This is a genomic window from Kitasatospora sp. NPDC041988 (assembly GCF_055588525.1).
The window spans coordinates 163,403-189,624 of the sequence record NZ_JBVJCO010000011.1 but is presented as its reverse complement, the minus strand read 5'-3'; the positions used below and the strand labels follow the sequence as shown (position 1 = coordinate 189,624).

The 26,222-nt window shown below is 73.0% G+C and carries 20 protein-coding genes; 11 read left to right on the top strand and 9 right to left on the bottom strand.

All coding sequences use genetic code 11. The features are described 5' to 3' along the window. Positions 1–47: 47 nt before the first annotated feature. From ACZ6NC_RS14415 to ACZ6NC_RS14405, 3 genes are all read right to left on the bottom strand, one after another. Entirely contained in the window at positions 48–1,031 is a 984-nt protein-coding gene (locus ACZ6NC_RS14415) for an ABC transporter permease (RefSeq protein WP_465732441.1), read from the bottom strand. Next, on the bottom strand, positions 1,028–2,035 hold the full coding sequence (locus ACZ6NC_RS14410; protein ID WP_465732439.1) for an ABC transporter ATP-binding protein: 1,008 nt from the start codon (positions 2,033–2,035) through the stop codon (positions 1,028–1,030). The genes ACZ6NC_RS14415 and ACZ6NC_RS14410 overlap by 4 nt, the downstream gene beginning before the upstream one ends. A gap of 125 nt (positions 2,036–2,160) precedes the next feature. Beyond that, positions 2,161–2,964, bottom strand: a complete 804-nt coding sequence (locus ACZ6NC_RS14405) for an ABC transporter permease (protein ID WP_465732437.1) — start codon at positions 2,962–2,964, stop codon at positions 2,161–2,163. A gap of 115 nt (positions 2,965–3,079) precedes the next feature. Here ACZ6NC_RS14405 and ACZ6NC_RS14400 point away from each other — a divergent pair, with 115 nt between their 5' ends. Both ACZ6NC_RS14400 and ACZ6NC_RS14395 read left to right on the top strand, forming a co-directional pair. Next, positions 3,080–3,979 carry a winged helix-turn-helix transcriptional regulator gene (locus ACZ6NC_RS14400; RefSeq protein WP_465732435.1) on the top strand — a complete coding sequence of 300 codons (900 nt, stop codon included), beginning with the start codon at positions 3,080–3,082 and terminating at the stop codon, positions 3,977–3,979. 10 nt (positions 3,980–3,989) lie between these two features. Beyond that, on the top strand, positions 3,990–4,883 hold the full coding sequence (locus ACZ6NC_RS14395) for a HipA family kinase (protein WP_465732433.1): 894 nt from the start codon (positions 3,990–3,992) through the stop codon (positions 4,881–4,883). A gap of 12 nt (positions 4,884–4,895) precedes the next feature. Here ACZ6NC_RS14395 and ACZ6NC_RS14390 read toward each other — a convergent pair whose 3' ends face one another. From ACZ6NC_RS14390 to ACZ6NC_RS14370, 5 genes are all read right to left on the bottom strand, one after another. Then, entirely contained in the window at positions 4,896–5,279 is a 384-nt protein-coding gene (locus tag ACZ6NC_RS14390; RefSeq protein WP_465732431.1) for a hypothetical protein, read from the bottom strand. A 162-nt stretch (positions 5,280–5,441) separates the two neighbouring features. After that, complete coding sequence (locus ACZ6NC_RS14385) at positions 5,442–6,947, bottom strand: S8 family peptidase (RefSeq protein WP_465547938.1); 1,506 nt, start codon at positions 6,945–6,947, stop codon at positions 5,442–5,444. Between the two features lie 272 nt (positions 6,948–7,219). Then, complete coding sequence (locus ACZ6NC_RS14380; protein WP_465732429.1) at positions 7,220–8,338, bottom strand: amidohydrolase family protein; 1,119 nt, start codon at positions 8,336–8,338, stop codon at positions 7,220–7,222. A gap of 37 nt (positions 8,339–8,375) precedes the next feature. Next, positions 8,376–9,827 carry a type I glutamate--ammonia ligase gene (locus ACZ6NC_RS14375; RefSeq protein WP_465732427.1) on the bottom strand — a complete coding sequence of 484 codons (1,452 nt, stop codon included), beginning with the start codon at positions 9,825–9,827 and terminating at the stop codon, positions 8,376–8,378. A 76-nt stretch (positions 9,828–9,903) separates the two neighbouring features. Next, the gene (locus tag ACZ6NC_RS14370; RefSeq protein WP_465732425.1) at positions 9,904–12,594 is read right to left on the bottom strand and encodes an MXAN_6230/SCO0854 family RING domain-containing protein; all 2,691 of its coding nucleotides are present in this window, start codon (positions 12,592–12,594) and stop codon (positions 9,904–9,906) included. 517 nt (positions 12,595–13,111) lie between these two features. Here ACZ6NC_RS14370 and ACZ6NC_RS14365 point away from each other — a divergent pair. The 9 genes from ACZ6NC_RS14365 (at position 13,112) to ACZ6NC_RS14325 (ending at position 24,785) form a co-directional block, all read left to right on the top strand. Continuing rightward, complete coding sequence (locus ACZ6NC_RS14365) at positions 13,112–14,887, top strand: 3-hydroxyacyl-CoA dehydrogenase family protein (protein WP_465732423.1); 1,776 nt, start codon at positions 13,112–13,114, stop codon at positions 14,885–14,887. Positions 14,888–15,069: 182 nt separating this feature from the next. Continuing rightward, positions 15,070–15,987: a TetR family transcriptional regulator gene (locus tag ACZ6NC_RS14360; protein WP_465732421.1), complete on the top strand. Its 918-nt coding sequence runs from the start codon at positions 15,070–15,072 to the stop codon at positions 15,985–15,987. Between the two features lie 370 nt (positions 15,988–16,357). Continuing rightward, positions 16,358–17,695, top strand: a complete 1,338-nt coding sequence (ccrA, locus tag ACZ6NC_RS14355; protein ID WP_465732419.1) for a crotonyl-CoA carboxylase/reductase — start codon at positions 16,358–16,360, stop codon at positions 17,693–17,695. Positions 17,696–17,705: 10 nt separating this feature from the next. Then, positions 17,706–19,733, top strand: a complete 2,028-nt coding sequence (locus tag ACZ6NC_RS14350) for a protein meaA (RefSeq protein ID WP_465732417.1) — start codon at positions 17,706–17,708, stop codon at positions 19,731–19,733. Positions 19,734–19,758: 25 nt separating this feature from the next. Beyond that, positions 19,759–20,721 carry an HpcH/HpaI aldolase/citrate lyase family protein gene (locus ACZ6NC_RS14345; RefSeq protein ID WP_465732415.1) on the top strand — a complete coding sequence of 321 codons (963 nt, stop codon included), beginning with the start codon at positions 19,759–19,761 and terminating at the stop codon, positions 20,719–20,721. A 19-nt stretch (positions 20,722–20,740) separates the two neighbouring features. Then, complete coding sequence (locus ACZ6NC_RS14340; protein ID WP_030059972.1) at positions 20,741–21,244, top strand: MaoC family dehydratase; 504 nt, start codon at positions 20,741–20,743, stop codon at positions 21,242–21,244. A 248-nt stretch (positions 21,245–21,492) separates the two neighbouring features. Next, on the top strand, positions 21,493–22,695 hold the full coding sequence (locus ACZ6NC_RS14335) for an acyl-CoA dehydrogenase family protein (protein WP_465732413.1): 1,203 nt from the start codon (positions 21,493–21,495) through the stop codon (positions 22,693–22,695). Positions 22,696–23,227: 532 nt separating this feature from the next. After that, the gene (locus ACZ6NC_RS14330; RefSeq protein ID WP_465732411.1) at positions 23,228–23,920 is read left to right on the top strand and encodes a phosphatidylserine decarboxylase; all 693 of its coding nucleotides are present in this window, start codon (positions 23,228–23,230) and stop codon (positions 23,918–23,920) included. Further along, positions 23,907–24,785, top strand: a complete 879-nt coding sequence (locus ACZ6NC_RS14325; RefSeq protein WP_374105984.1) for a CDP-alcohol phosphatidyltransferase family protein — start codon at positions 23,907–23,909, stop codon at positions 24,783–24,785. The genes ACZ6NC_RS14330 and ACZ6NC_RS14325 overlap by 14 nt, the downstream gene beginning before the upstream one ends. A gap of 96 nt (positions 24,786–24,881) precedes the next feature. Here the strand turns inward: ACZ6NC_RS14325 and ACZ6NC_RS14320 are convergent, their stop codons facing one another. Continuing rightward, positions 24,882–26,207 (bottom strand): hypothetical protein, encoded by a 1,326-nt coding sequence (locus tag ACZ6NC_RS14320; protein WP_465732409.1) that lies wholly within the window; start codon positions 26,205–26,207, stop codon positions 24,882–24,884. Positions 26,208–26,222 lie beyond the last annotated feature (15 nt).

Sequence of the window (26,222 nt, the reverse complement as noted above, 5' to 3'; positions counted from 1 at the left end):
CATCCTCGGACTGCGGTTTCACCGGCAAGCCAACCACAGCGGGAGGCTCACGCCAGCCGGAGGCCTCCGGTGCGCTGGGCGCGGGCCTCGCCGAGCCGAAGGGCCAGTGCCGCGCCCGCCAGCAGCAGCGCGCAGAGCGCCGCCAGCCAGGCCAGACCGGGCGCCAGCTCGCCGAGGCCCCGGCCCTCCAGAAGGGCGCCCCGGACCACGGTCAGGCTGCCGGTCAGGGGCAGCGCCGCCCCGAGTACGCGCAGCACGCCGGGGAGGGCGAAGGCGGGCAGCCGGACGCCGGCGACGAACCACATCGGGTCGTCCAGCACGGTGTAGACGAAGGCGGAGTCCCGGGAGAACACCATCAGGCTGTTGAGCAGCGCACCCCAGGCCACCGCGGGCAGCAGCAGGGCCAGCAGCACCACCGGGTACATCCACGGCCCGGCGACGTCCAGGGCGCCGAAGCCGAACGCGGCGGCGCCCAGGAAGCAGGTGAGCAGCCAGGCGTTCTGCATCAGTGCGCCGGCACCGTTGGCGAGCATCAGGACCAGCCGGTCGGCGGGCGAGAGGAAGAGCAGCTCCAGGGTGCCGGTGGTGCGCTCGAAGGCGAAGTTCCACGCGGACTGGACCAGCGAGAAGAAGAACGCCCAGGCCAGCGCTCCGGTGGCGAGGAAGCCGAGCAGCCGGGCCGGGTCGGCGGCGAGCGGCCAGCGGGCGGCGGCGGCCGAGCCGGCCGCGATCGGGTGCAGCGTGTAGTAGGTGGCGGCCAGCTGGAGCAGCGGCCAGACCAGCATCGAGGCGACCACGAGCGGCTGGCCGAACAACGTGCGGTGCTGCTTCAGCGCCTCGGCGGCGAACACCTTGCCGGCGTGCCGCAGCGCGCGCCCCCGGCCCAGGTCACGGCCGCCGGGCCGGGGCCGGGGGCGGCGGGTGGTGCCCGGGCGCGGCGGCGGAAGGGTGCGTCCCGCGGGGTACGGCGACCGGGCGCCCCGGTCGGCCAGGCCGAGCAGCAGCGCGTCGGTGGGTGGCAGGCCGGTCATGCGGCCACCGCCGACCGGGGGCGCACGGGAGCCGGCGCGGTGTCGGTGAGGGCGAGGACGGCGTCCTCCAGGCTGGCCTCGGTGACCTCGAGGCCGCCGATCGACCCGCCGGCGGCGACGATCGCCCCGGCCAGCGGGCCGGCCACGTCCTCCGGGTGGCGGACGGTGACCAGCAGGGCGCCCTCCCCGGTGGGCTCCAGCTGCGCGGCGACGCCGAGGCGGCCCGCGAAGTCGGCCACGGCGGACTCCAGTCGGGGCGACGGGTTGGTGACGGTGACCCGGACGCTGCGGTGGCTGCCGGTCGCCGCCTTGAGCTCCGCCGGGCTGCCGGCCGCGAGGTGGCGGCCACCGGAGATCACGTAGACGTGCTCGCAGAGCTCCTCGACCTCGGTCAGGTAGTGCGAGGTGAGCAACACTCCGCGGCCCTCGGCGGCGAGCGAGGCGACCACTCGGCGCAGGTCCCGCGCGATCGGCGCGTCCAGCCCCAGGGTGGGCTCGTCCAGCAGCAGGTACGCCGGGTCGTTGATCAGGCCGCGGGCGATCGAGAGCCGCTGCGTCATGCCGCGCGAGTACCGCTCGACCGGAGTGTCGGCGGCGTCGGTGAGGCCGACCAGCTCCAGCAGCTCGCCGATCCGGGGGCGCAGGACGGGGTTGGGGACGTCGTAGAGGTGGCCGAAGTAGCGGAGGTTCTCGGCGCCGGTGAGCTTGCCGTAGACCATCCGCTCCCCGCCGGCGATCAGGTTGATCCGGCGACGGGCGTCGCGGGCGTGCTCGACCACGTCGAGACCGTCCAGGGTGACGGTGCCGGAGGTGGGGCGGAGCAGGGTGGCGAGGATCTTGATGGTGGAGGTCTTGCCGGCGCCGTTGAGGCCGAGCAGGCCGGTGACCCGGCCGGGCGGGATCTCCAGGTCGAGGCCGTCCACGGCGGTCTTCACGGTGCGCGGGCCGAACAGGCCCTTGTCCCGGGTGCGGAAGGTCTTGCGCAGGGCGCGGGTGCGGATCATGCCGGCGGCTCCTCGGGTCGGCGGCGGGTGCGGGTCGCCGGGTTCAGGGGTCTGGGGGTCACGGGGCTCCGGGTCACGGACCTCTCGGTCGCGGATCTCTCGGCCACGGATCTCTCTGCCACGGGTCAGAAGCTCCGTTCGATGGCGCGGCGTTCGGCGGCGGGCAGCAGCTGCAGGCCGAGCAGCAGGTAGCCGACGCTGAGGGCGAGGCAGGTGACCAGCCGCGGGAGGAGGTCGGCGAGCGGCCGCCCCTGGCCGAGCGCGTCGCGCAGCACGTCCATGGCGGAGGTGACGGGCAGCAGTTCGGCCAGCCACTGGGCGGGCACCGGGAGGTAGCTGTTCGGGAAGGTGATGCCGCAGAGCAGCGAGACGGCGAGGAAGACGGTGTTCTGCGAGATGTGCGCCTCGCCGGCGACGATCATCAGTGCGCCGAGCACGACCGCGACGGCGAAGACGGCGGCGGCCAGCGCCACCACCCCGGCCAGGACGGCCAGCGGGTGCCAGGCGGGCAGCGTGATGCCGAGGACGGCGGCGAACCCGCCGAGCAGGCCGACCTCGACGGCGGTGTTGAGCAGCGCGAAGCCGGTGAAGCCGAGCAGGTACGGCAGCCGCCCGGCCGGGGCGATCAGCAGCGCGCCCAACGTGCCCTGACGCTGCTCGGTGATCAGCGCCTTGCTGCTCCAGAGCAGCATCCGGACGGTGAACATGTAGCCGGCGGCGCCGATCGCGATGTAACCGAGGTAGTCGGCGCCGCCGGTGCGGGCGGTGAAGTCCTCGGCCACCGAGCCGCCGCCGATGGCGTGCAGGCCCAGGTAGGACAGGCCGATGGTGAACACGCCGATCAGCAGGCAGCCGACGGCGTACGACCACGGGTAGGCCCGGCTGGTCATCGTCCAGGTCCGGCGCAGGGTCGCCCAGGCGACGGGCATGTGCCCCCCTTTCGCTCTCATGGTCCTTGAGTTTCTAATAGGAACTTACAAGTTCCCTTTCGGAACTCGCAAGGGGGTGCAAGGATGGACCGTCCGAATGGTGAGAGGAGCGACGGTGCTCAGAGACGTGCCAGAGCGCGACGCCAGCTGCGCGATCGCCCAGTCGGCGGCGGTGATCGGAGACTGGTGGAGCATCCTGATCGTCCGTGAGTCGGCGCGCGGCCGGCTGCGCTTCGACGAGCTCCAGCACGAGCTGGGCATCTCCCGCAAGGTCCTCACCGAGCGGCTCGGCCACCTCGCCGAGGCCGGCGTACTGGAGCGGGTGCCCTACCAGAGCGGCCCCGTCCGGTACGAGTACCGGCTCACCGACTCCGGGCGGGCACTGCTGCCGGTCCTGGTGGCGATGCAGGACTGGGCCGACCGCTGGCTGCTCGGCGACGGCGCGCTCTCCGCCTCGGCCACGCCCGACAGCGCCGAGACCGCCCGGCTGGCCGCGCTGCCCGGCACCCGGCTGCCGCGACTCACCCTGCCCGTGCACACCGGCGGCGAGCTTGACCCGGTCGACCCGGAGGCCGGCGCCACCGTGCTGTTCTGCTATCCCGCCACCGGGCGGCCCGCGCCGCTGCCGGCCGGCTGGGGGGACATCCCCGGCGCGGTCGGCTGCACGCTGGAGAACCGGCTCTTCCGCGAGGCGTACCCCGAGTTCCGCGCGGCCGGCCTGGCGCTGCGTGGGATCTCCACTCAACGGCCGGACGAGCAGCGGGAGTTCGCCGAGGCGGAGGAGATCCCGTTCCCGCTCCTCTCCGACCTGGACGTCCGGCTGACGGCCACGCTGCGGCTGCCCACCTTCCACGTCGGCCAGGGCCTGCGGCTGAAGCGGGCCGTGCTGGTACTGGACCGCGAACGGGTGGTACGCCGGGTGGTCTTCCCCGTCACCGACATCCCGGGCGCCGTCCGGCAGGCGCTCGCGGATGCGCGGGAGGTGGCGGGTTCGCCCCGGGGCCTGCCGGGTTAGGGTGGCCGGTGTGCTCGATCAGGTGACAGCAGTGCGCTATGTCGACCCGCTGCGGGCCGGCGGCTCCGTCCCCGGCGTGGTGGAGACCGACGACCTGGGCACCTACGTGGTCAAGTTCACCGGTGCCGCCCAGGGCCGCAAGGCGCTGGTGGCCGAGGTGATCGTCGGCGAACTCGCCCGGCGGCTCGGCCTACCGGTGCCCGAACTACGGCTGGTCGACTTCGACCCGGCGGTCGCCGAGAGTGAGCCCGACCCCGAGATCCAGGACATCCTCAGGGCCAGCGGCGGGCTCAACCTCGGGATGGACCTGCTGCCCGGCGCCCGCGACTACCGGCCCGGCATGATCCCGGTCGACCCCGTCCAGGCCGGCCGGGTGATCTGGCTGGACGCGCTCACCGGCAACGTCGACCGCACCGTGCACAACCCCAACCTGATGGTCTGGCACGGGAGGCTCTGGCTGATCGACAACGGCGCCGCGCTGGTCTTCCACCACCGCTGGTCCAGCGCCGGGGCCGCCGTCGGCAAGCGGTACGACCTCAGCGCCCACGCCCTCGGCGGCTGCACCCCCGACGTCCGGCTGGCCGACGAGGAGCTCGGACCGCTGGTCACCACCGGGCTGCTGGAGGAGGTGCTGGCGCTCGTCCCGGACGAGTGGCTGGCCGACGAACCCGGCTTCGACTCGGTGGACGCGCTGCGGCACGCGTACGTCACGCACCTGGCCACCCGCGCGGGGCTCTCCGCCGAGTGGCTGCCGGACGGCTTCCCCACGCCCGAGCAGCTGCGCGAGGCCGAACTCCGGCGGGCCGCCCGGACCAGGGCCGGCCGGCCCGCCTGGCTCCAGGAGGTGCCGGACCTGCACGGCAAGCCGTCGGTCGAGACGGTCTGGGACCACCACTTCGAGTGAGGCCCGGGCCGGTCAGCCCACCGCCGGGCGGACCCAGCCGAAGTACTCGACCGCCGTACCGACCAGCAGGCCGAAGCAGTGCAGGGCGAAGAGCGCGGCCCGGTTCATCCGGCGCACCGACGGCGAGAGCAGTGCCAGGGCCGGCAACGCCAGGCCGAGCACCGGGCCGAGCACCAGGAGCAGCAGCACGCCCAGCACGGTGGCCAGGGTCGAGCCGGAGGCGAGGCCCATGACACCGACCACCAGGCCGCCGCCGAACATCAGCGTCAGCATCGGAGCGGCGGCGAGCAGCTGGGCCACCCCCAGCAGCAGCCACGGCCAGACCCGTTCGCCGTTCGGACGGGCCTGGGCCTGGGCCTGCGCCTGCGCCTGCCATCCGGGATAGCTCTGCGCCATGGTGTTCCGCTCCTTGTGCCTGGTGCCGTCGGTGGCCCCATTCTGGCGATCACCGCCGGGCCGTCGCCTGAGTACCCGTACTCAAAACGAGGTGGGGGGCGGGACCAGAGTCCCGCTCCCCACCTCGGCGTTGTCGGCTCAGCCGGTCACCCGGTCAGCGCGTCAGCGCCACCACTGGACCGCCTTCTCGGCGTTGATGATGCCGGCGCCGTAGAAGCCGTTGTCGTCCGCACCGCCCTCGCAGGTGGCGGTCCACTCACCGGCACCGCCCGGGTTGAACGGGGCCGACGGGCAGGCGTGCGACTCGGCCTGGCTGGTCAGCATCTCGGTCAGCTCCTCCGGGCTGGCCCACGGGAAGGTGCTGGCGAGCAGGGCGAGCACACCGGCGGCGTGCGGCGAGGCCATCGAGGTGCCCTGCATGTAGCCGTACTTGCCACCCGGCAGGGTGGACAGGGTGCGGCCGTTCTTGTCCGGGGTGTCCGGGATCTGGTAGCGGCGGTCGCCACCGGGGGCGGCCACGGTGACCTTGCCCTTGCCGTAGCTGGAGTAGTAGGCCTTGTCACCGTTGACGCCCACCGAGGAGACGGCGACGACGCCGTCCACCTCGGTCGGCAGGCTCAGGCAGTCCGTGGTGACCGGACGGGTGCCGGGGGTGGTGTCGTCCGGGCTGCTCACGTCAGTGGTCTTGTGGGCGAGGTCGATGTTCTCGTTGCCCGCCGCGGCCACGTTGAGGACGCCCTTGCGCTGCGAGAACTCGATCGCGCGCCGGACGGCGGTGGTGATCGCCGCCTGGTCGGCGTCGTTCTCGCAGTTGAACATCCACGGGTCGACGTAGTAGCTGTTGTTCGTCACCTTGAACTTGTGCTCACCGGCCCAGACGAAGCCGCAGATCGCGTACTCCGGGTAGATGAACCCGCCGTCGTCGACGACCTTGACCGCGGCCAGCTTGACGTTCGGGGCGATGCCCTCGATGCCCTTGCCGTTCTTGGCGGCGCCGATGGTGCCGGCCACGTGGGTGCCGTGGTCGCCGTCCGGGCCCGGCTGCCAGGCGTCGAACGCGGTGTTCGGCTTGCCGCCGTCGATGCAGGAGACCGACTGCGAGGCGTCCACGTTGGCCTTGAGGTCCTCGTGGTTGGCGTCGATGCCGGAGTCCAGGACGCCGACGGTGACGTTCCGGCTGCCCAGGGAGAGCTTGTGGGCCTTGTCCACGCCGATCTGGCGCATGTCCCACTGGTTGGCCCAGTTGGGCTCCTGGCCGGCGGCGGCCGCAGCGGCCGCGGCGGCGGCGGTCGGCTCGGCGGCGACCTCGGCCTTCTGCGAGTCGGCGGCCGTGATGCCCTTGGTGCGGCTGGCGCCGACCGACTGGACGCCCTTGGCCAGCCGCAGCTTGGCGGCGAACTTGGTGTCGTTCGAGCGGGCGATCACCACGCCGATCTGCTCGTAGGAGTACACCACGCTGCCACCGAGGCCCGTGATGGCCTTCTCGACCTTCTGCACCTGGCCGTGGTTGGCCTGGGTGTTGACAACGTAGCTGAGCAGCGGCCCGGTCGTCGGCTCGGCCCCGGTGGCCGCGACGGCGGTACCGGCAGGCAGCGCCAGGGCACCGGCCGTGGCGAGGACAACGCCCACCGCGGCGTACCGGGTCCGGCTGATCCGAGGAACACTCATAGGGGTTGGCCCTCCCGAGTCGTCATGCAGCTGCGGGTCGGCAGATGCACTGGAATGATCGGGACGCTAGTGAACATGCGTTGCAATCCGCAAGAGGTAGTCATCTAATCGACACCGTTCGACCACTTCCGAGGGTTGCGGCTCCTCCCCTGCCGACCCACCGTCAATCCATAAAGTGAATATCCGGACTTCTGCCGATTTCCCGCGCCAGAGCGTGGACGATCCACAATTCACGCCGGGACGGCGCGTCGCGGGGCGGCCCGGCGCTCCGGTCAGAGCCGGTACAGGCGGCGGGCGTTGTCTGCGGCCACCTGGCGGGCGAGGCGGTCGGCGTCGGCGGCGGAGCAGGCGCCGTCGGCCCGCCAGTGATCCAGCAGGGTACCCAGGCCGTGCCGGAACTGGGCCGCGCCGGCCAGGTACAGTTCGGGCAGCCCGTAGGCGTCGGTGGAGAAGAGCAGCTTGCCGAACGGCGCCAGCTCCAGCATCTCGCCGAGCACGGCCGCCACCCGGGGGCCGACGTAGGAGGCGGTCAGCCCGAGGTCGGCGTACACGTGTGGGAAGGCATGGGCCAGCCAGGCCGCCTGCCGGTGGTACGGGTAGCCGTGCAGCAGCACCAGGGGCACGCCGCTCGGCTCGGCGGCCCGGACGAAGTCGGTGAGCAGCGACGGGTCGGCCAGGTGCAGGGTGAGGTCCGGATCGCCGAAGCCGGTGTGGAGTTGGAGCGGCAGGCCGAGCTCGGCGCAGACGTCCAGGGCCGTCCAGAGCAGGTGGTGCAGCAGCACGGGGTCGGTCAGCCGGCCGCGCCCGGCACGCTGCCACTGCCCCGCGGCGGCCGTCACCGCCGTCGCGGTGGGCCGGCCGGCGGGCACCGCCAGGCCGTTCCGGTAGGCCAGTACCGATTTGACCGCCACCGCGCCGGTGGCCGCGGCCGCCAGCGCCTCCCGGACGGCGAGCGGCCAGGCTCCGGCGCCCGCCGGTACGGACTCGGCGACGGACTCCAGCCGGACCACCTCACGCACCCGGGCGCCGGTCGCATCGGCGAACTCGCTGAGCGGCAGCAGCGGATGGCCCGCCGCCGCCGTCAGCCCGGTGTCCACCAGGCAGGTGTCCAGCGCGGCGGCGACCAGCAGCCGCCGGGTGGCCTCGGGGGCTCCCAGCTCGCGCCGACGGGCCAGGTAGTCCGCGGCGGGGGTGTGCGCGGGCAGGCCGAGCGCCGGCGGGCACCAGCGGCGGACGGCCAGGCCGAGCGCGCTGTCGAACGGCGAGGTGCCGGGCGCGGGCGGCCGGTCGGACTCGGTGAGCAGCCCCGCCAGGGCGTCGTCGGCGAGGTCGGCCGCCACCACACTGTGGCAGTGGTGGTCGACCAGGGCCGGGACGTCCAGCGAGGGCACCTCAGAGCCTCCTTCACCCACCATGTGCCGGCGGCTCTTAGTAGCGCCAGCGGGTGGCGGCGACCAACTGCTGCGGCGTGGCGGAGGCGTACTGCTCGCTCTCGGCGGTGCGGACGGCCAGCACCGCCTCGTAGAGCGGCTCGCCGAGTGCTTCGCGGAGCACTGCCGACTTCCGGTAGGCGGCGATCGCCTCGGCCGGGGCGGCCGGCAGCCGGGGCACCGTGCCGGGCGCGGCGGCGGCCGGATCCCCGGTGAACTCCGGTGGCAGCGCGAGCCGTTGGTCCAGCCCGGCGAGGCCGGCGGCGAGCACGGCGCCGACCGCCAGGTAGGGGTTGGCGGTGGCGTCGAAGCACTTGATCTCGGCGTTGGCCGCGGTGGACCGCTCCCCGGAGGAGCCGGTGACCAGCCGCAGGGCGGCCTCCCGGTTCTCCAGGCCCCAGCACTGGTAGGCGCCGGCCCAGTGCGAGGGCACCAGCCGCAGGTACCCGGCCGGGCTGGAGGAGCCGAGCACCAGCAGCTCGGGCAGTGCGCCGAGCACCCCGGCGAGGAAGCCCTCGGCCTCGGCCGTCAGCCCGTGCGGGCCGGAACCGCCACGGGCGAGGTTCTGCCCGTCGCGCCAGAGGCTGAGGTGGAGGTGCCCGCCGTTGCCGACCGAGCCGGCCTCGACCACCGGGGCGAACGAGGCCCGCAGGCCGTGCCGGGCGGAGACGGCCCGGATGGTCTGGCGGACCAGGACGGTGGTGTCGGCGGCCTCGACCGGCCCCTCGGGGGCGACCGAGACCTCGAACTGGCCCGGGGCGTACTCGGGGTGGATCTGCAGGACCGTCAGGCCCTGCTCGGCGAGGGCGCGCAGGACGTCCCGGAGGTAGTCGGAGAGGTCCGTCAGCCGGTGCATGCCGTAAGCGGGGCCGGCCGTCGGGTAGCGGGGCTCCTCCTGCGGCTCCCCGGCGAGCGCCACCACCCACTCGACCTCGATGCCGGCCTTGAGGCTCAGCCCGCGCCCGGCGGCGGCCGCCGTCATCCGGCGGGCGAACAGCCGCTGGCAGCCGGGGTGCGGGGCGCCCGCCTGGGTGTACCGCTCCCCCGGCGCCCAGGCCCAGCCGGGCTGGGCGGCCAGCGGGACCAGCCGGTCGAGGTCCGGGTAGAGGCGCAGATCCCCGGTGGGGCCGCCGATCAGCCGGCTGGTGACGATCGTGTCGTCGGCGAGGAAGACGTCGAAGCAGGGCGCCGCGCCGACGCCCCACTGGGCGGCGTGCACCAGGCCCGCCAGTGGGACGGCCTTCACCCGGGCGATGCCCGCGTTGTCCACCCAGGTGACGGCCACCGCGTCGACCCCGGCCGGGCGCAGCCGCTCGACCGCCGCCTGCGCCCGCTCGGCGCGCTCGGCCCGCGGCGGCAGGGCGACGGCGGCGGCCCCCGTGGCGGCGGGCCCCCCGTGGGGCTCGCCGGTGGGCTCGGCCTGGCCGGCGGCGACGGTTCCGGTGCTCATACCTCCATGCTGCCCCGGGAGTTGGGTGAGCGGAACTCCCCTATCGGGTGGCCCGGGCGGACGCCTGTCCGCCCGTTCACTCGTCCGGGGCGAACAGGGCCACCAGATCCCCCGCCGTGAGCCGCTCCAGGCTGTCCGGGGCCTCGTCCAGCCGGCCCGGGTACAGCCGGTAGAGGGCACCGCCAAGACCTGTCGGCGCCGGCACGTCGGCGTGTACCAGGGCGGTGAACGCCCTTGCGCCGGTGATCCGTTCGGCCAGGGCGAGGGCGGTGTCGTCGGCCCGGCCGCCCTGCTGCTCGTCCGGCCGGTGCCGGGCGCGCAGCCGCTCGGCGAAGGCCGCCACCGGCTCGTCGGCCGCCCGGCGGTAGCCGTCGAGCGCGCCGTCACGGGTCCGGACCAGCACCTCGTCGGTGCGGGCGGCGGCGGACGCGACGGCGAGGTCCCAGAGCGTGGCGCGGGAGCCCTCGGCGAAGTGCGCCACCACGTCCCTGGCGAGAGTGCCGATCCGGTCCCGGTGCCGCCAGACGTTGTGGAAGCCGCCGGAGGCGCTGGTGTTGAGGTCGGTCCAGGTGTAGCTGCGCCGCTCCAGGTCGACGATCATCGGCACGCTGACCCTGGCGTCGCCGCTGAGGTCCAGCCGCTGCCGGACGGCCTCCGGGTGGAACCGCTCCTTGCGGTACGCGGCCGCCGCCGAGGTGTCCAGCTCCATGAAGCCGGCGAAGGCGTCGGCCAGGTCCTCGAACGGGATGTCGTTGTAGGCGAAGACGACGACCACCGCGTACCGGGCGCCCCCGTCGGCCAGCGCGGGCAGGTCGAGGTCGACGAACTCGGTGGCGCCGTGCGGCGGCGGGGCGGAGGTGAAGTCGCCGGAGTGCACGGCGGCGCGCGGCCCGTGCACCAGGTGGGTGTAGTCGCAGAGGCCGGCGAACTGCCAGTGCTCGTCGTAGAACGCCACCGACAGGTCGAGGTCGACCCGCTGGTGCGGCTGCTGCATCCAGTGCAGGAAGAGCCGGACGCGGCCGCCGTCGGGCAGCTTCTGGACGCTGCCGCGCGGCACCGCGACCAGCGACTTGGCACTGGCCCGCTCGGCGGACGGGACCACCAGGTCGGCCAGGCCCTCGTCCAGCACGGCGACGTCGAGGCGCTCGTGCTGCCCGGCGCGGCGCAGCAGTTCGGCCTCGATCAGGGTGCAGACGGGTGCGCCGAGCGCGGCCGGGACTTCGGTGCCCCAGTCGTCGCGGGCGTGCGCCAGCGCGACCCGCCCGCGCGGGAAGTAGAGCCGGCGCTCACCGACCTCGCGGGGCGCGCGCAGCCGCCCGTAAGCGCCGAGCAGCGGGCCGGGCGCGACCTTGCGCAGCGCGGCCGGGAGCGCCTCGGCGAGCTCGGCGGGCAGCGGCTCGCCGGGGCTCCAGGAGGCGTGCACCCGCAGCAGGTGGTGCAGCCGGCGGACCAGCTCGCCCGGGCGGCGGGCCAGCAGCCGGACCGCGGCGGGCACGTCGCCGGAGGCGAGGGCCAGCTCGACCTCGGCGGCAAAGGTGGTGACGGCGAGCCGGGTGTGGCCGGCCGGAGTCGCGTTGACCCGCAGCGGTGCCGGGGCCTCGCGCAGCCGCGGGCCGAGGCCGTGCAGGTCGAGGTCGCTCTGCCGGAGCACGGCGAAGGCGGCGGCCGCGTACGGGAAGCGCTCGCGGTGCTCGTACGGGTGCAGCAGCTCGCCGGCGCGCAGCCAGGCCTGACGGTGCCGGCCGAGGTCCTCGGCGAGGGTGCCGACCGGGAGCGCGTCGAGGACGGCCAGCAGGTCGCGGCGGAGCGGGCGGGGCAGGTTGCGCAGCCGCAGGCCCTTGGCGGTGGCGGGCAGCAGGTCGGGCTCGGCGCCGGACCACGCCCAGACCAGCCGGAGCACGTCGGTGGCGGTGGTGAGGTGGGCGGCGAGCAGCGGACGGACGGCGTCGCGGTCGCGGTGGAGCAGGGCCGCCAGCACGGTGGCGCGGCTCTCCCGGACGGGGATGTCGACGGGCAGCCAGCCGGCCGGGTCGGCGGGGGCGAACCGGAGCAGCAGCGCGAGGTCCTCGCGGTCCTGCGGGTTCAGCGGGGTGCGGCGCTCCAGCAGACGGCGCAGCTCGGCGACGGCGACCGCGGCCTGGTCGGCGCCTTCGGCGAGCCGCAGCGGGCGCAACCTGGCGTCCGGTCCGTGCTCGCGGGCGGCGTTGCGGACGGCCTTGGCGTCCAGCGGCAGGTAGCGCTCGGCGGCGATCGGGGTGGCGCAGAGCGGGCAGTGCCCGTAGTCGCCCAGCTCGTCGTAGCACTCCCCGCAGAGCAGGTGGGCGCAGGGCGCGAGGGCGCCGATGCCGGCCTCGTGCCCGGTGTGGTCGCAGCAGCAGCACGGCTGGTTCGGCTGGTTGAGCAGGAAGGCGCGGACGTGCGCGGAGTAGATGCTGTGCGCGTGCTCCGGGACCCCGTCGGGGAAGCGCCGGAACAGCGGCCAGTGCCGCCGGTCCGCACCGGTCTGCCCGTCGAGCCGCAGCAGCAGCGCCTGCCCGGCCTCCCCCAGCGCGGCCGGCCGCAGCCGGCCGAGCGCCGCCCGCAGCGGCCCGGTCAGCAGGTACCCGCGCTGCGCGAGGTCGGCCTCCAGCGCGAGCAGCCCCCGCGCACTCCACGGATCGCGTTCCCCCTCCGCCGCACCCGCCGGGACGGCGACGGACCCGTGCCGCCGCAGCAGCAGCTCGTCAAGACCGGTGTCGGGCGTGGCGGTGTTCTGCTTCTTCTTCACTGGTGGATCCCCCGGAGATACGACGAAGCGGGGGCGGAGAGTGGGCGCACTCGGATTCATTTGGAGTGAAGGGAGAAGGAAGCACGCCGCGGAGCCGCCCCCGCGCCGCCCACCCTAGCGAACCCGTCCGATCGCACCGAACGAATTTCCGCGCGGTCGCACCCGCCCCCTTCCTACTGACCAGTAGCTTCGCTACAGTGGCCGCACGCACCACCGTCGGGCTTCGGGAGCCGCACCGACGGGGGTCTGCGGTCGTCGCGTTCGCGGCGGGCGCGCGGTGCGTCTTTCACCGGCCGGTGCCGCGGATCGCGGCGGGGCCGGACTCTCTCCTCGTATCAGAGTCGCTTCCTTCACCTTGAGCGCCTGAGTACACGGCACACCCGCAGCACGGCCGGAGCGGACCGGCGGCTGCGTCGGTGGCCGCAACCGTCATCTCCCAGCCCCCCGCGCGCGGACCCTCCTCCGCCGGCGCGTCCGTCGGAGCGCGCGCGGGCCCTCATGACAAGGAGTCAGGACAATGGAGCGTCCCTTCCCCACAGTCGCCGTGGTCGGCCTCGGCACGATGGGTGCCGGCGTCGCGGTGGCGGTCGCGAAGAGCGGCCGCCGGGTGATCGGCATCGAGGCCAACGAGGACTCCGCCGCCCGGGCGCTGGCCCGGATCGAGGAGGCGACCGCGCACGCCGTGGCCCGGGAGCGGATCACCGCCGAGGAGCGGACCGCGCTGCTCGCGCAGATCTCGGTCGGCCACGCGCTGGCGGCCGCCGCCGAGGCGGACCTGGTGATCGAGGAGGTGCCCGAGCAGCTGGAGCTGAAGCGGGAGCTCTTCGCCGAACTGGACCGGATCTGCCCGGAGAGCACGGTGCTGGCGACCGGTACCACCGCGCTGTCGGTGACCCGGATCGCCGCCGCCACCGCCCGCCCGGAGCGGGTGCTGGGCCTGCACTTCTTCAACCCGGTGCACACCATGAAGCTGGTCGAGGTGGTCCGCACCGTGCTGACCGCCCCGCAGGTGGCCGAGGACGCCGCGGCGTTCGCCCGGGACCTCGGCAAGGAGCCGGTGGCCGCCGGCGACCGGGCCGGTTTCGTGGTCAACGGGCTGCTCTTCGCGTACCTGAACCAGGCCGCCGCGATGTACGAGTCCAGGTACGCCACCCGGGAGGACATCGACGCCGCGATGCGGCTCGGCTGCGGCCTGCCGATGGGCCCGCTGGCGCTGCTCGACCTGATCGGCGTGGACACCGCCCGGACCGTCCTGGAGGCGATGTACGAGCAGTCCCGGGACCGGCTGCACGCTCCCGCGCCGATCCTCGGCCAGCTGGTCTCGGCCGGGCTGCTGGGCCGCAAGTCCGGCCGCGGCTTCTACACCTACGAGGCGCCCGGCTCGTCCAAGGCGGTCGACGCCGCCACCGGGCCGGCGCGGGCGGAGGTGCCGGGCCGTGAGGTGCGCAGCGTCGGCGTCTGCGGCTCGGGCACCATGGCCACCGGCATCGTCGAGGTGTTCGCCAAGGCCGGGTACCGGGTGCTGCTGGCCGCCCGCAGCCTGGAGAAGGCGGAGCGGGCCAAGGCGCAGCTGGCGAAGTCGCTGGAGCGCTCCGTCTCCAAGGGCCGGCTGGCCCCGGAGCAGCGGGACGCGGCGCTGGAGCTGGTGACCCCGGTCGGGCAGTACGCCGAGCTGGCCGACGTCGACCTGGTGGTCGAGGCGGTCGCCGAGGACCTGGCGGTCAAGCGCGAGCTGTTCGCCGCCCTGGACAAGATCGTCAAGCCCGGCGCGGTGCTCGCCACCACCACGTCCTCGCTGCCGGTGATCAGCTGCGCCTCGGCCACCTCGCGGCCGCAGGACGTGATCGGCATGCACTTCTTCAACCCGGCGCCGGCCATGCGGCTGGTCGAGGTGGTCTCCACGGTGCTCACCGCGCCGGACGTCACCGCGACCGTGCTGGAGCTGTGCGCCAAGGTGAAGAAGCACCCGGTGGAGTGCGGCGACCGGGCCGGCTTCATCGTGAACGCGCTGCTCTTCCCGTACCTGAACGACGCGGTGCGGATGCTCCAGGAGCACTACGCGACGGTGGACGACATCGACACCGCGATGAAGCTGGGCTGCGGCTACCCGATGGGCCCGTTCGAGCTGCTCGACGTGGTCGGCCTGGACGTCTCGCTGACCATCGAGAAGGTGCTGCACCAGGAGTTCCGCGAGCCGGGCCTGGCCGCGGCTCCGCTGCTGGAGCACCTGGTGGCGGCCGGCTGCCTGGGCCGCAAGACCGGCCGCGGCTTCCGCGACCACGCGCGCCGGTGACCACGCCCTCGGCCGGTGGGCCGGCCCCCGGCGCCGCGGTGACCGGCGGTGCGGCGCGGCCGGGCTGGAACCCCGGGACGGTGTCCGCCCGCTGGCCCAGACCGGCCGTGACCGGCCCGGTCGCGCCGGTGCGGCGGGGAAGGCCCGCGGCACCGGCCGCCGGGACGTGTAGCGTTCCGGGCATGGATCGGGTTCAGTCAGCCTCCCCGCAGCACTCCGCCGTACCGCGCAGCGCCGACCGGCCGGCCGGGTCCGGCCCCGCCGCCTCCGACGGGGGCCCGGGCAGCCGCCGGGCGGCCGCGCAGCGCCAGCAGATGCGCCAGGACCTGGCCACCGCCGCGATGGAGCTGTTCGCCTCGCAGGGCTACGAGGAGACGACGGTCGACCAGATCGCCGCGGCCGCCGGGGTGGCCCGGCGGACCTTCTTCCGGTACTTCCGGTCCAAGGAGGAGGCGATCTTCCCGGACCACGACGACACCCTGGTCCGGGTGGCCGACCTGCTGGCCAGCGCCGAGCCCGAGGAGCACCCGCTGGACGTGGTCTGCCGGGGGATCAAGGAGGTGCTGCGGATGTACGCCTCCACCCCGGCCGTCTCGGTCGCCCGGTACCAGCTGATCCGTCAGGTACCGGCGCTGCGCGAGCGGGAGATCGCCGTGGTGGCGCGGTACGAGCGGCTCTTCACCCGGTACCTGCTGGGGCGGTTCGACACCGCCGGGGAGATCCCCTCGGGCTGGCAGCACGGCGGCGAGGACGACTCGATGCTGGCCGAGGTGTCGGCGGCGGCCGTCGTCGCGGCCCACAACCACGTGCTGCGGCGCTGGCTGCGGGCCGGCGGTCGGGGGGACGTGGAGGCGCAGCTGGACCACTCCTTCGAGGTGATCCGGCGGACCTTCTGGGCCGCCTCCGCTCCCGGCGCCCGCCGGCGCGGGTCACTGGTGGCACCCGGTGCCAGTGTGACGGGACTGGAGGAGGCGGCCGCAAGCGCACTGAGTGCCAGCCCCGGAGGTGAGGTACTCATCACAGTGGCCCGGACCGACGCTCCGCTGGATGTCGTGGTGGACAGCATCAGGGCCGCGCTGAGCGGCGCCAGGGGGGCCTGACCTCCATCATTTTCGCAGGTCAAAGCCGTTTGAGGCGATTTCGAGGGCCCGTACCGGAGTGCCGGTGCGGGCCCTTTGCACAGCCGCGCACGGGCGCTCGAACGCGGATTTGGTTCACCTGAATTGATGACACCCGGTGTCTTTACGAGTGGCACAGGGTGCCACTACCTTGTTACCCACCAGTCCGCGGCGCCGCGGCTCCCCACCTCGGCGCGCCGTCGTCCGGCGCTCCCACACCCCGGGAGCTGTGCCCCGCACGCCAGGCCCACCAGCCACACCACCCACCACCCATTTCAGCGAAGCCGGTGTCCGCTCCCGGCTCCCCCAGACGCCCTGTGCCCCTCACACAGGTACGCCTTCGGAGGCAGCCATGCAGGAAATCCTCGACGCGATCCTCAGCGACAACGCCACGTCGGAGGACTACGCCGCGATCAAGCTCCCCGAGTCCTACCGAGCCGTCACGCTCCACAAGGACGAGGAGCAGATGTTCGCGGGCCTCGACAGCCGCGACAAGGACCCGCGCAAGTCCCTTCACCTCGACGATGTCGCCCTGCCCGAGCTGGGCCCCGGCGAGGCGCTGGTCGCCGTCATGGCGAGCGCGGTGAACTACAACACCGTGTGGAGCTCGATCTTCGAGCCCGTCTCCACCTTCGGCTTCCTGGAGCGCTACGGCCGGCTCTCGCCGCTGACCAAGCGCCACGACCTGCCGTACCACGTGGTCGGCTCGGACCTCGCGGGCGTCGTGCTGCGCACCGGAGCCGGGGTCAACGCCTGGAAGCCGGGCGACGAGGTCGTCGCCCACTGCCTCTCGGTCGAGCTGGAGTCCCCGGACGGCCACAACGACACGATGATGGACCCGGAGCAGCGGATCTGGGGCTTCGAGACCAACTTCGGCGGCCTGGCCCAGCTCGCGCTGGTGAAGACCAACCAGCTGCTGCCCAAGCCGAAGCACCTCACCTGGGAGGAGGCCGCCTCCCCCGGCCTGGTCAACTCCACCGCCTACCGCCAGCTCGTCTCGCAGAACGGCGCGGGCATGAAGCAGGGCGACAACGTCCTGATCTGGGGCGCCAGCGGCGGCCTCGGCTCGTACGCCACCCAGTACGCGCTGGCCGGCGGCGCCACCCCGATCTGCGTGGTCTCCAACGACCAGAAGGCCGAGATCTGCCGGGCGATGGGCGCCGAGGCGATCATCGACCGCTCCGCCGAGGGCTACAAGTTCTGGAAGGACGAGCACAACCAGGACCCGCGCGAGTGGAAGCGCCTCGGCGCGAAGATCCGCGAGTTCACCGGCGGCGAGGACGTGGACATCGTCTTCGAGCACCCCGGCCGCGAGACCTTCGGTGCCTCGGTGTACGTCACCCGCAAGGGCGGCACCATCGTCACCTGCGCCTCGACCTCCGGCTTCATGCACCAGTACGACAACCGCTACCTGTGGATGTCGCTGAAGCGCATCGTCGGCTCGCACTTCGCCAACTACCGCGAGGCGTTCGAGGCGAACCGCCTGATCGCCAAGGGCAAGATCCACCCGACCCTGTCGAAGGTCTACTCCCTGGAGGAGACCGGCCAGGCGGCCCTCGACGTGCACCACAACAAGCACCAGGGCAAGGTCGGCGTGCTCTGCCTGGCTCCGGAGGAGGGCCTGGGCGTGCGCGACGAGGAGTTCCGCGCCAAGCACCTGCCGGCCATCAACCGCTTCCGCGACATCTAAGGGCGATCCGATGACCGACCAGAAGCGTGACCGGCCCTGGCTGATGCGCACGTACGCGGGGCACTCGACCGCGAGCGACTCCAACGCGCTCTACCGGCGGAACCTCGCGAAGGGCCAGACCGGCCTCTCCGTGGCCTTCGACCTGCCGACCCAGACCGGCTACGACTCCGACCACATCCTCGCCCGCGGCGAGGTCGGCCGGGTCGGGGTGCCGGTGGGCCACGTCGGGGACATGCGCACCCTGTTCGACGGCATCCCGCTCGAGCAGACCAACACCTCGATGACGATCAACGCCACCGCGATGTGGCTACTGGCGCTCTACCAGGTGGTCGCCGAGGAGCAGGGCGCCGACATCGCCAGGCTCACCGGCACCACCCAGAACGACATCGTCAAGGAGTACCTCTCGCGCGGGACGCACGTCTTCCCGCCCGGGCCCTCGGTGCGCCTGATCACCGACATGATCGCCTACACGGTCGGCAACATCCCCAAGTGGAACCCGATCAACATCTGCAGCTACCACCTCCAGGAGGCCGGGGCCACCCCGGTCCAGGAGATCGCCTACGCGATGTGCACCGCCATCTCGGTGCTGGACGCGGTCCGCGACTCCGGCCAGGTGCCGGCCGAGCGGATGGGCGAGGTGGTCGCCCGGATCTCCTTCTTCGTCAACGCCGGCGTGCGCTTCGTCGAGGAGATGTGCAAGATGCGCGCCTTCGCCCAGCTCTGGGAGAAGGTCACGCTGGAGCGGTACGGAATCCAGGACCCGAAGCAGCGCCGGTTCCGCTACGGCGTCCAGGTCAACTCGCTGGGCCTGACCGAGGCGCAGCCGGAGAACAACGTCCAGCGGATCGTGCTGGAGATGCTCGCCGTCACGCTCTCCAAGGACGCCCGCGCCCGGGCCGTCCAGCTGCCGGCCTGGAACGAGGCGCTCGGCCTGCCCCGGCCGTGGGACCAGCAGTGGTCGCTGCGCATCCAGCAGGTGCTCGCCTACGAGTCCGACCTGCTGGAGTACGGGGACATCTTCAACGGCTCCGAGGTGATCGAGGCCAAGACCGCCGCGCTGCTGGCCGGCGCCGAGGCCGAGATCGCCAAGGTGCTGGAGATGGGCGGGGTGATCCCGGCTGTCGAGTCCGGCTACCTGAAGTCCAACCTGGTCGCCTCGCACGCCGCCCGCCGGGCCCGGATCGAGTCCGGCGAGGACAAGATCATCGGGGTCAACTGCTTCGACACCACCGAGGAGAGCCCGCTCACGGCCGACCTCGACACCGCGATCATGGTGGTCGACCCGGCCTCCGAGCAGTCCGTGCTCGCCTCCCTGGAGAAGTGGCGCGAGCAGCGCGACGAGAGCGCGGCGCTGCGCGCACTGGAGGAGCTCAAGGCCGTCGCCGCCACCGACGCCAACCTGATGGCCGCGACGCTCGCCTGCGCCCGCGCCGGGGTCACCACCGGCGAGTGGTCCTTCGCCCTGCGGGAGGTCTTCGGCGAGTACCGCGCGCCCACCGGCGTCGGCGGCGCCCCGGTCGCCGTGGCGGCCGAGCCCGGCGGCGAGCTGGCCGCCGTCCGTGCGGCGGTCACCGCGACCGCCGCCGAGCTGGGCAGCGGCAAGCTGCGCCTGCTGGTCGGCAAGCCCGGCCTGGACGGGCACTCCAACGGCGCCGAGCAGATCGCCGTCCGGGCCCGCGACGCCGGGTTCGAGGTGGTCTACCAGGGCATCCGGCTGACGCCCGAGCAGATCGTCTCCGCGGCCGTCGCGGAGGACGTGCACTGCGTCGGCCTGTCGATCCTCTCGGGCGCCCACTCCGAGCTGGTGCCCGACGTCCTGCACCGGCTGCGCCGGGCCGGGGTGGAGGATGTCCCGGTGATCGTGGGTGGCATCATCCCGGCAGCGGACGGCGAGGCCCTCAAGGCCGCCGGCGTCGCCGCCGTGTTCACCCCGAAGGACTTCGGCATCACGACCATCATCGGCCGGATCGTGGACGAGATCCGGCTGGCCAACAGGCTCCAGCCGTGGACGCCCACCCCCGCCGCGTCCAGCAGCTGATCTCGGAAGGAATCGACCACCCCTCATGGCTAACGTCAACCGCCTGCGCCCCCGCCGCTCCTGCCTCGCCGTGCCGGGCTCCAACCCGCGCTTCCTGGAGAAGGCCCAGGGCCTCCCGGCCGACCAGGTCTTCCTCGACCTGGAGGACGCCTGCGCCCCCCTGGTGAAGGAGAGCGCCCGGCACAACATCGTCGACGCGCTGAACAACGGCGACTGGGGCAAGAAGACCAAGGTCGTCCGGGTCAACGACTGGACCACCCACTGGACGTACCGCGACGTGATCACGGTCGTCGAGGGCGCCGGTCCGAACCTCGACTGCATCATGCTGCCGAAGGTCCAGGACGCCGAGCAGGTCAAGGCGCTGGACCTCCTGCTCACCCAGATCGAGAAGACCATGGGCTTCGAGGTCGGCAAGATCGGCATCGAGGCGCAGATCGAGAACGCCAAGGGCCTGATCAACGTCGACGCGATCGCCGAGGCCTCCCCGCGCCTGGAGACCATCATCTTCGGCCCGGCCGACTTCATGGCCTCGATCAACATGAAGTCCCTGGTGGTCGGCGAGCAGCCGGCCGGCTACCCGGCCGACGCCTACCACTACATCCTGATGCGCATCCTGATGGCCGCCCGCGCCAACGACCTGCAGGCCATCGACGGCCCCTACCTGCAGATCCGCAACCAGGAGGGCTACCGCGAGGTGGCCGGCCGCGCCGCCGCGCTCGGCTTCGACGGCAAGTGGGTGCTCCACCCGGACCAGGTCTCCGCCGCGAACGAGATCTTCTCGCCCTCGCAGGAGGACTACGACCACGCCGAGCTGATCCTCGACGCCTACGACTGGTGCACCTCCGAGGCGGGCGGCGCCAAGGGCTCCGCGATGCTCGGCGACGAGATGATCGACGAGGCCAGCCGCAAGATGGCCCTGGTCATCGCGGGCAAGGGCCGGGCCGCCGGCTTCCAGCGCACCTCCAAGTTCGAGCCCCCGCAGGCCTGACCCCCTAAGGACCACTGAGATGCAGTTCGGACGCACCTACGAGGAGTTCGAGGTCGGCGCGGTCTACAAGCACTGGCCCGGCAAGACGGTCACCGAGTACGACGACCACCTCTTCTGTCTGCTCACCATGAACCACCACCCGCTCCACATGGACACCAACTATGCGGAGAAGACGACGGACTTCGGCAAGAACGTCGTGGTGGGCAACTACATCTACTCGCTGCTGCTCGGCATGTCCGTCCCGGACGTCTCCGGCAAGGCGATCGCCAACCTGGAGATCGAGTCGCTGCGGCACATCGCGCCGACCTTCCACGGCGACACCATCTACGGCGAGACGACCGTGCTCGACAAGTGGCCGTCCAAGTCCAAGGACGACCGCGGCATCGTCTACGTCGAGACCAAGGGGTACAAGCAGGACGGCACGGTCGTCTGCATCTTCCGCCGCAAGGTGATGGTGCCGACCGAGACGTACATCAAGGAGCGCGGCGGCGAGCAGCCCGGCCGTCCCACTCCCCTCTCCTGAGCCCAGGAGACCCACGGACCCCGGAGCTCCCGTACCTCGGAGCTCCTGGACCCCGGACGGGTAGGCCGCCGTCATCGGCCGATCCCCACCCGGAACGGGGGCCCTGCTGCCGCAGCCACGCCGGCAGGGCCCCCGGCAATCCCCCCCCCGCTCTTCGCTCTCTCCCCCACCCTCCGTTGCCCGCCGCCACCCTTTCCAGGGCGTGCCGCGCGCGACACCCCTTCTCTCTTCGCCACAGGAGCCGCACGATGGGACGCCTCGCACAGACCGACGGCCTCACCGAGATCCAGCGGGACATTCTCGCCACCGTGCGGGATTTCGTCGACAAGGAGATCATTCCGGTCGCGACCGAGCTGGAGCACAAGGACGAGTACCCGACCGCCATCGTCGAGGGCATGAAGCAGCTCGGCCTCTTCGGGCTCACCATCCCCGAGGAGTACGGCGGCCTCGGCGAGTCGCTGCTCACCTACGCCCTCGTGGTGGAGGAGATCGCCCGCGGCTGGATGTCCGTCTCCGGCATCGTCAACACGCACTTCATCGTGGCGCACATGATCAACGCGCACGGCACCCAGGAGCAGAAGGACTACTTCCTGCCGAAGATGGCGGCCGGCGAGATCCGCGGCGCCTTCTCGATGTCCGAGCCCGGCCTCGGCTCCGACGTTTCGGCCATCTCCACCAAGGGCGTCAAGGACGGCGACTTCTACGTCCTCAACGGCCAGAAGATGTGGCTCACCAACGGCGGCACGTCCACCCTGGTCGCGGTGCTCTGCAAGACCGACGAGGGCGGCAACACCCCGTACAAGAACATGACCACCTTCCTGATCGAGAAGACGGCGGGCTTCGGCCCGAACCCGACCGTCCCCGGCCTCACCGTGCCCGGGAAGATCGAGAAGATGGGCTACAAGGGCGTCGACACCACCGAGCTGGTGCTCCAGGACGTCCGCATCCCGGCCGACCGCGTCCTCGGCGGCGTCCCGGGCAAGGGCTTCTACCAGATGATGGACGGCGTCGAGGTCGGCCGCGTCAACGTGGCCGCCCGCGGCTGCGGCGTCGCCCGCCGCGCCTTCGAGCTGGGCATCTCCTACGCCCAGCAGCGCTCCACCTTCGGCAAGAAGATCGCCGAGCACCAGGCGATCCAGTTCAAGCTCGCCGAGATGGCCACCAAGGTCGAGGCCGCCCACCAGATGATGGTGATGGCCGCCCGCAAGAAGGACAGCGGCGAGCGCAACGACCTCGAGGCCGGCATGGCCAAGTACCTCGCCTCCGAGTACTGCAAGGAGGTCGTCGAGGACGCCTTCCGCATCCACGGCGGCTACGGCTTCTCGAAGGAGTACGAGATCGAGCGCCTCTACCGCGAGGCCCCGATGCTGCTCATCGGTGAAGGTACTGCGGAGATCCAGAAGATGATCGTCGGCCGCCGCCTGCTGGAGGAGTACCGCATCGCGGAGTGACCGACGGTGCCCGGCTCCCCGGTGCGGCGACGCGCCGGGGAGCCGGGCGAACGGCCCGATGACGGCCGGACGACGGGCGTGCGGGCCCGTCCCGGCACCCCGCCGTGCCCACCACGGCCCCGGCCTGGTCCGCCTGGGGTCCGGCACGGCTCCCGAAGCGGCCGCAGGGCGTACAGCTGCTGTCACGCGCCTTGCGGCCGCTTCGGCGCACCCTCACCCGCCCCACCGGGCGACGACACCGCGCCCCACCCGGGGTACGGCGCCACGCCGCGCCCGGTTCCGTCGGCCCGCCTGTTGAGACAAGAGTCACCAGCCCCGTCCGGACCCTTGGGAACCGGAGCGGGTCGAGCTACGGTCGTATACCAAGGAGGCGCAGCGGCGCCTCACGCAGGACACGTGAACGAGCAGGCGGGTTGCCCACCCACCGTGTGCTCCCGATAGCATCCACCGGGACAGCAGCCGTCCCTCTATTACTCGATCCCCGCGGTGGCCCCCGTCCAGCGGCCATGATCCCCCGCGACAAAGGTCTTCGATGCCCATCAGCCCGTCCCCTCACACCTCCGTCACGGACCGCGATGCCCTCGCAGCCACGACGGCCGGTCGGCGACCCCGCGTGACCATCGCGCGCGGAGCCACCCCCTGGTTCGTCCCCACCCTCGCCACGGCCGCCGTGACCACCGCCCTCACCCGGCGCAGTGGCAAGTGGGCCCTGGCGGCTGTTCCTGCCTGTGCGCTCGGCGCGGGCATGCTGTGGTTCTTCCGCGACCCCGAGCGTGAGATCGGCACCGGCACGGTGATCTCGCCCGCCGACGGCGTGGTGCAGAGCATCGACGCCTGGCCGGACGGCCGCACCCGGGTGGCGATCTTCATGAGCCCGCTCAACGTCCACGTCAACCGGGCGCCCCTGCCCGGCACGGTGACGTCCGTCGAGCACGTCGCCGGTGGCTTCGTGCCCGCGTTCAACAAGGACAGCGACCAGAACGAGCGGGTCGTCTGGCACTTCGACACCGAAATCGGCGACATCGAGATGGTGCAGATCGCGGGGGCCGTGGCCCGCCGGATCGTGCCGTACGTGGACGCCGGTACCAAGGTCGAGCAGGGCGATCGGATCGGTCTGATCCGCTTCGGGTCCCGGGTCGACACCTACCTGCCGGCCGGCGTCGAGGTCGGCGTCGAGGTCGGCCAGAAGACCACAGCCGGGGTGACGCGCCTTGACCGTGACTGAACCTGAGACGATCGTCGGTCTGGACGACGAGGAGACGGCCCTGCGCCGCCGCCGCTGGGCGCGCGACCGCGAGCTGCGTGCTCCGCGCTCTCCGCAGCACCTGTCCACCGCCGACTTCCTGACCCTGGGGAACGCCGTCTGCGGCTTCCTGGCGATCTACTCGATCACCACCGGGGTCCTGGTCCCGCACATCACCAACCCGGACGCCGCGCCGGACAAGCACAGTGCCGCCACCGCGGTGACGCTGCTGCTGATCGGTTCGATGTGCGACCTCTTCGACGGGCTGGTGGCGCGCAAGCTGCGCTCCTCCGCCCTCGGGGCCGAACTCGACAACCTGGCCGACCTGATCAGCTTCGGCATCGCGCCGGCCTACTTCGTCGCGGTCTGGGGCATGGTCTCGCCGGGCTCCGACAGCCGGCTCTCGGCCCTGATCGCGCTGACGGTGCTGCTGTCCGTGGTGCTGCGGCTGGCCCGCTTCTCGGCCGTGAAGATGCGGCCGGGGGTGTTCCAGGGCATGCCCTGCCCGATGGGCGCCATGACGGTGATCGCCATCGTGCTGCTCGACCCGCCGTTCCTGCCCGGTCTGCTGGCCATCGCGGGCACCGCGTACCTGATGATGAGCCGGATCGAGTACCCGAAGCCGCAGGGGCTGCTGGCCACCGCCACGCTCTGCTGGATCGTCCTCTCGATCGGCTGCCTGGCGGCCTGGGCGACCGGCCTCAAGGGCGGCGACTACCTGCTGCACATCGGCGCCTACGGCCAGATCACGCTGGCCGCGATGGCCCCGCTGCTGGTCATCCGGCGCAAGGTCGGCCAGAAGGTCGGGGACGTGCGGGCGCGCCGCGCCGAGTCTCGGCTCGACTGAACACGGCACAAGCGACGAAGGGCCCGGATCCGGTGAACGGATCCGGGCCCTTCGTCATACCCGGTGTCGTCCGGGTGACGCGGGTGTCCGGGCGGCTCAGGCGCCGCCGCGGTGGACGCTGAAGGCCGAACGGCGGGCCGCGCGGGCCACGCCGGGGTCGGGGTGGACTCCGGAGACGGCGTTCAGCACCGAGGCCGCCCGGGGGTGCCCGGACTGCCGGGCGCGGGCGAACAGCCGGACCGGGTCACCGGCCGAGGCGCCCTCGACATGGCCCACCAGCAGCTCGGTCTCCCCGTGGTCCAGCACGGCCGCGGCGGTGTCGACCCAGAGCCAGGCGGCGTCCTCCGCCCCCAGCACGTCCGCCGGGGCCACGCCCTCGTCCGACTGCTCGGCCAGCCAGAGCAGCGCGTACGGGCGCAGCACCGGCTCGTCCACGGCGGCCCGGACGGCCTGCTCGGCGGTGGAACCGGCCACCCGCAGCGCCTCGAAGGCGAGGCCGCGCACCAGGGCGTCGTCGCCCTGCGCGGCGTCCAGCAGCTCGGCCACGGCCCGGTCGGCCGGGCGGGCGGCCACCCAGGCGCGGAACTCGGCGCGGGCCGGGCCCGGCGAGTAGTCGGCGCAGGCGTTGAGCAGCTCGAAGGCGCTCTGCTCGATGTGGCCGGCGGCGGTCTGCGCGACGGTGCAGATCTCCTCCAGCTTGGCCCGGACCGCCCAGTGCCCCAGCGGGGACAGCTCGGCCGCCTCGTCCTTGCGGACCACCGCGCCGACGGCGGCCAGGCCGTCCAGCATCCAGTCCAGGACGGCGGCGACGTCGGCGGTCGCGGCCGGGGTGTCGATCTGCGGCTCGCGGCAGGTGCCGCGGACGGCCGAGACGGCGGACGCGGCGTGCGGCACGGGCGACAGGCCCAGCGCACCGGTGCCGCCGCCGACCCGGCGCTCGTCCAGGCCTCGGCGCAGCAGCTCCAGCAGCTCGCTGTCGGCGACCGGGCCGGCCACCAGGTGCAGGAAGGAGAGCAGCTGCGGCGCCTGGTCGACGGCCTGCCCGGCGAGCACCGCGAAGACGCCGCGCAGGGCGGCCGGCGGCACCGGGGCGAGGAGCGTCCAGGCGTCGAACAGCGCGGACCAGCCGCGGACCACGGCCTCGTCGTCGTGCTCCCAGGCGTGCAGGCGCCAGCCGGGGGCGGCGCCGCCGTCCCGGGCCTCGACCAGGCCGACCAGCAGGGCCTGGCCCCACGCGTTGGCGGCGGCGCCGACCGTCATGGCCAGCGCGCGGCCGGCCGCGCGGGCGTCCTCGGGGAGCAGCTCGCCACGCTTGTCGACCTCGGCGAGCTCACCGGCCCAGCGGGCGATCCGGACGGCGTCGACCAGCATCCGCCGGGCCAATGGGGCCAGCTCGGCGGGAGCGGGGAAGCCCTCGGGCACCGGGACCCGGCCGCG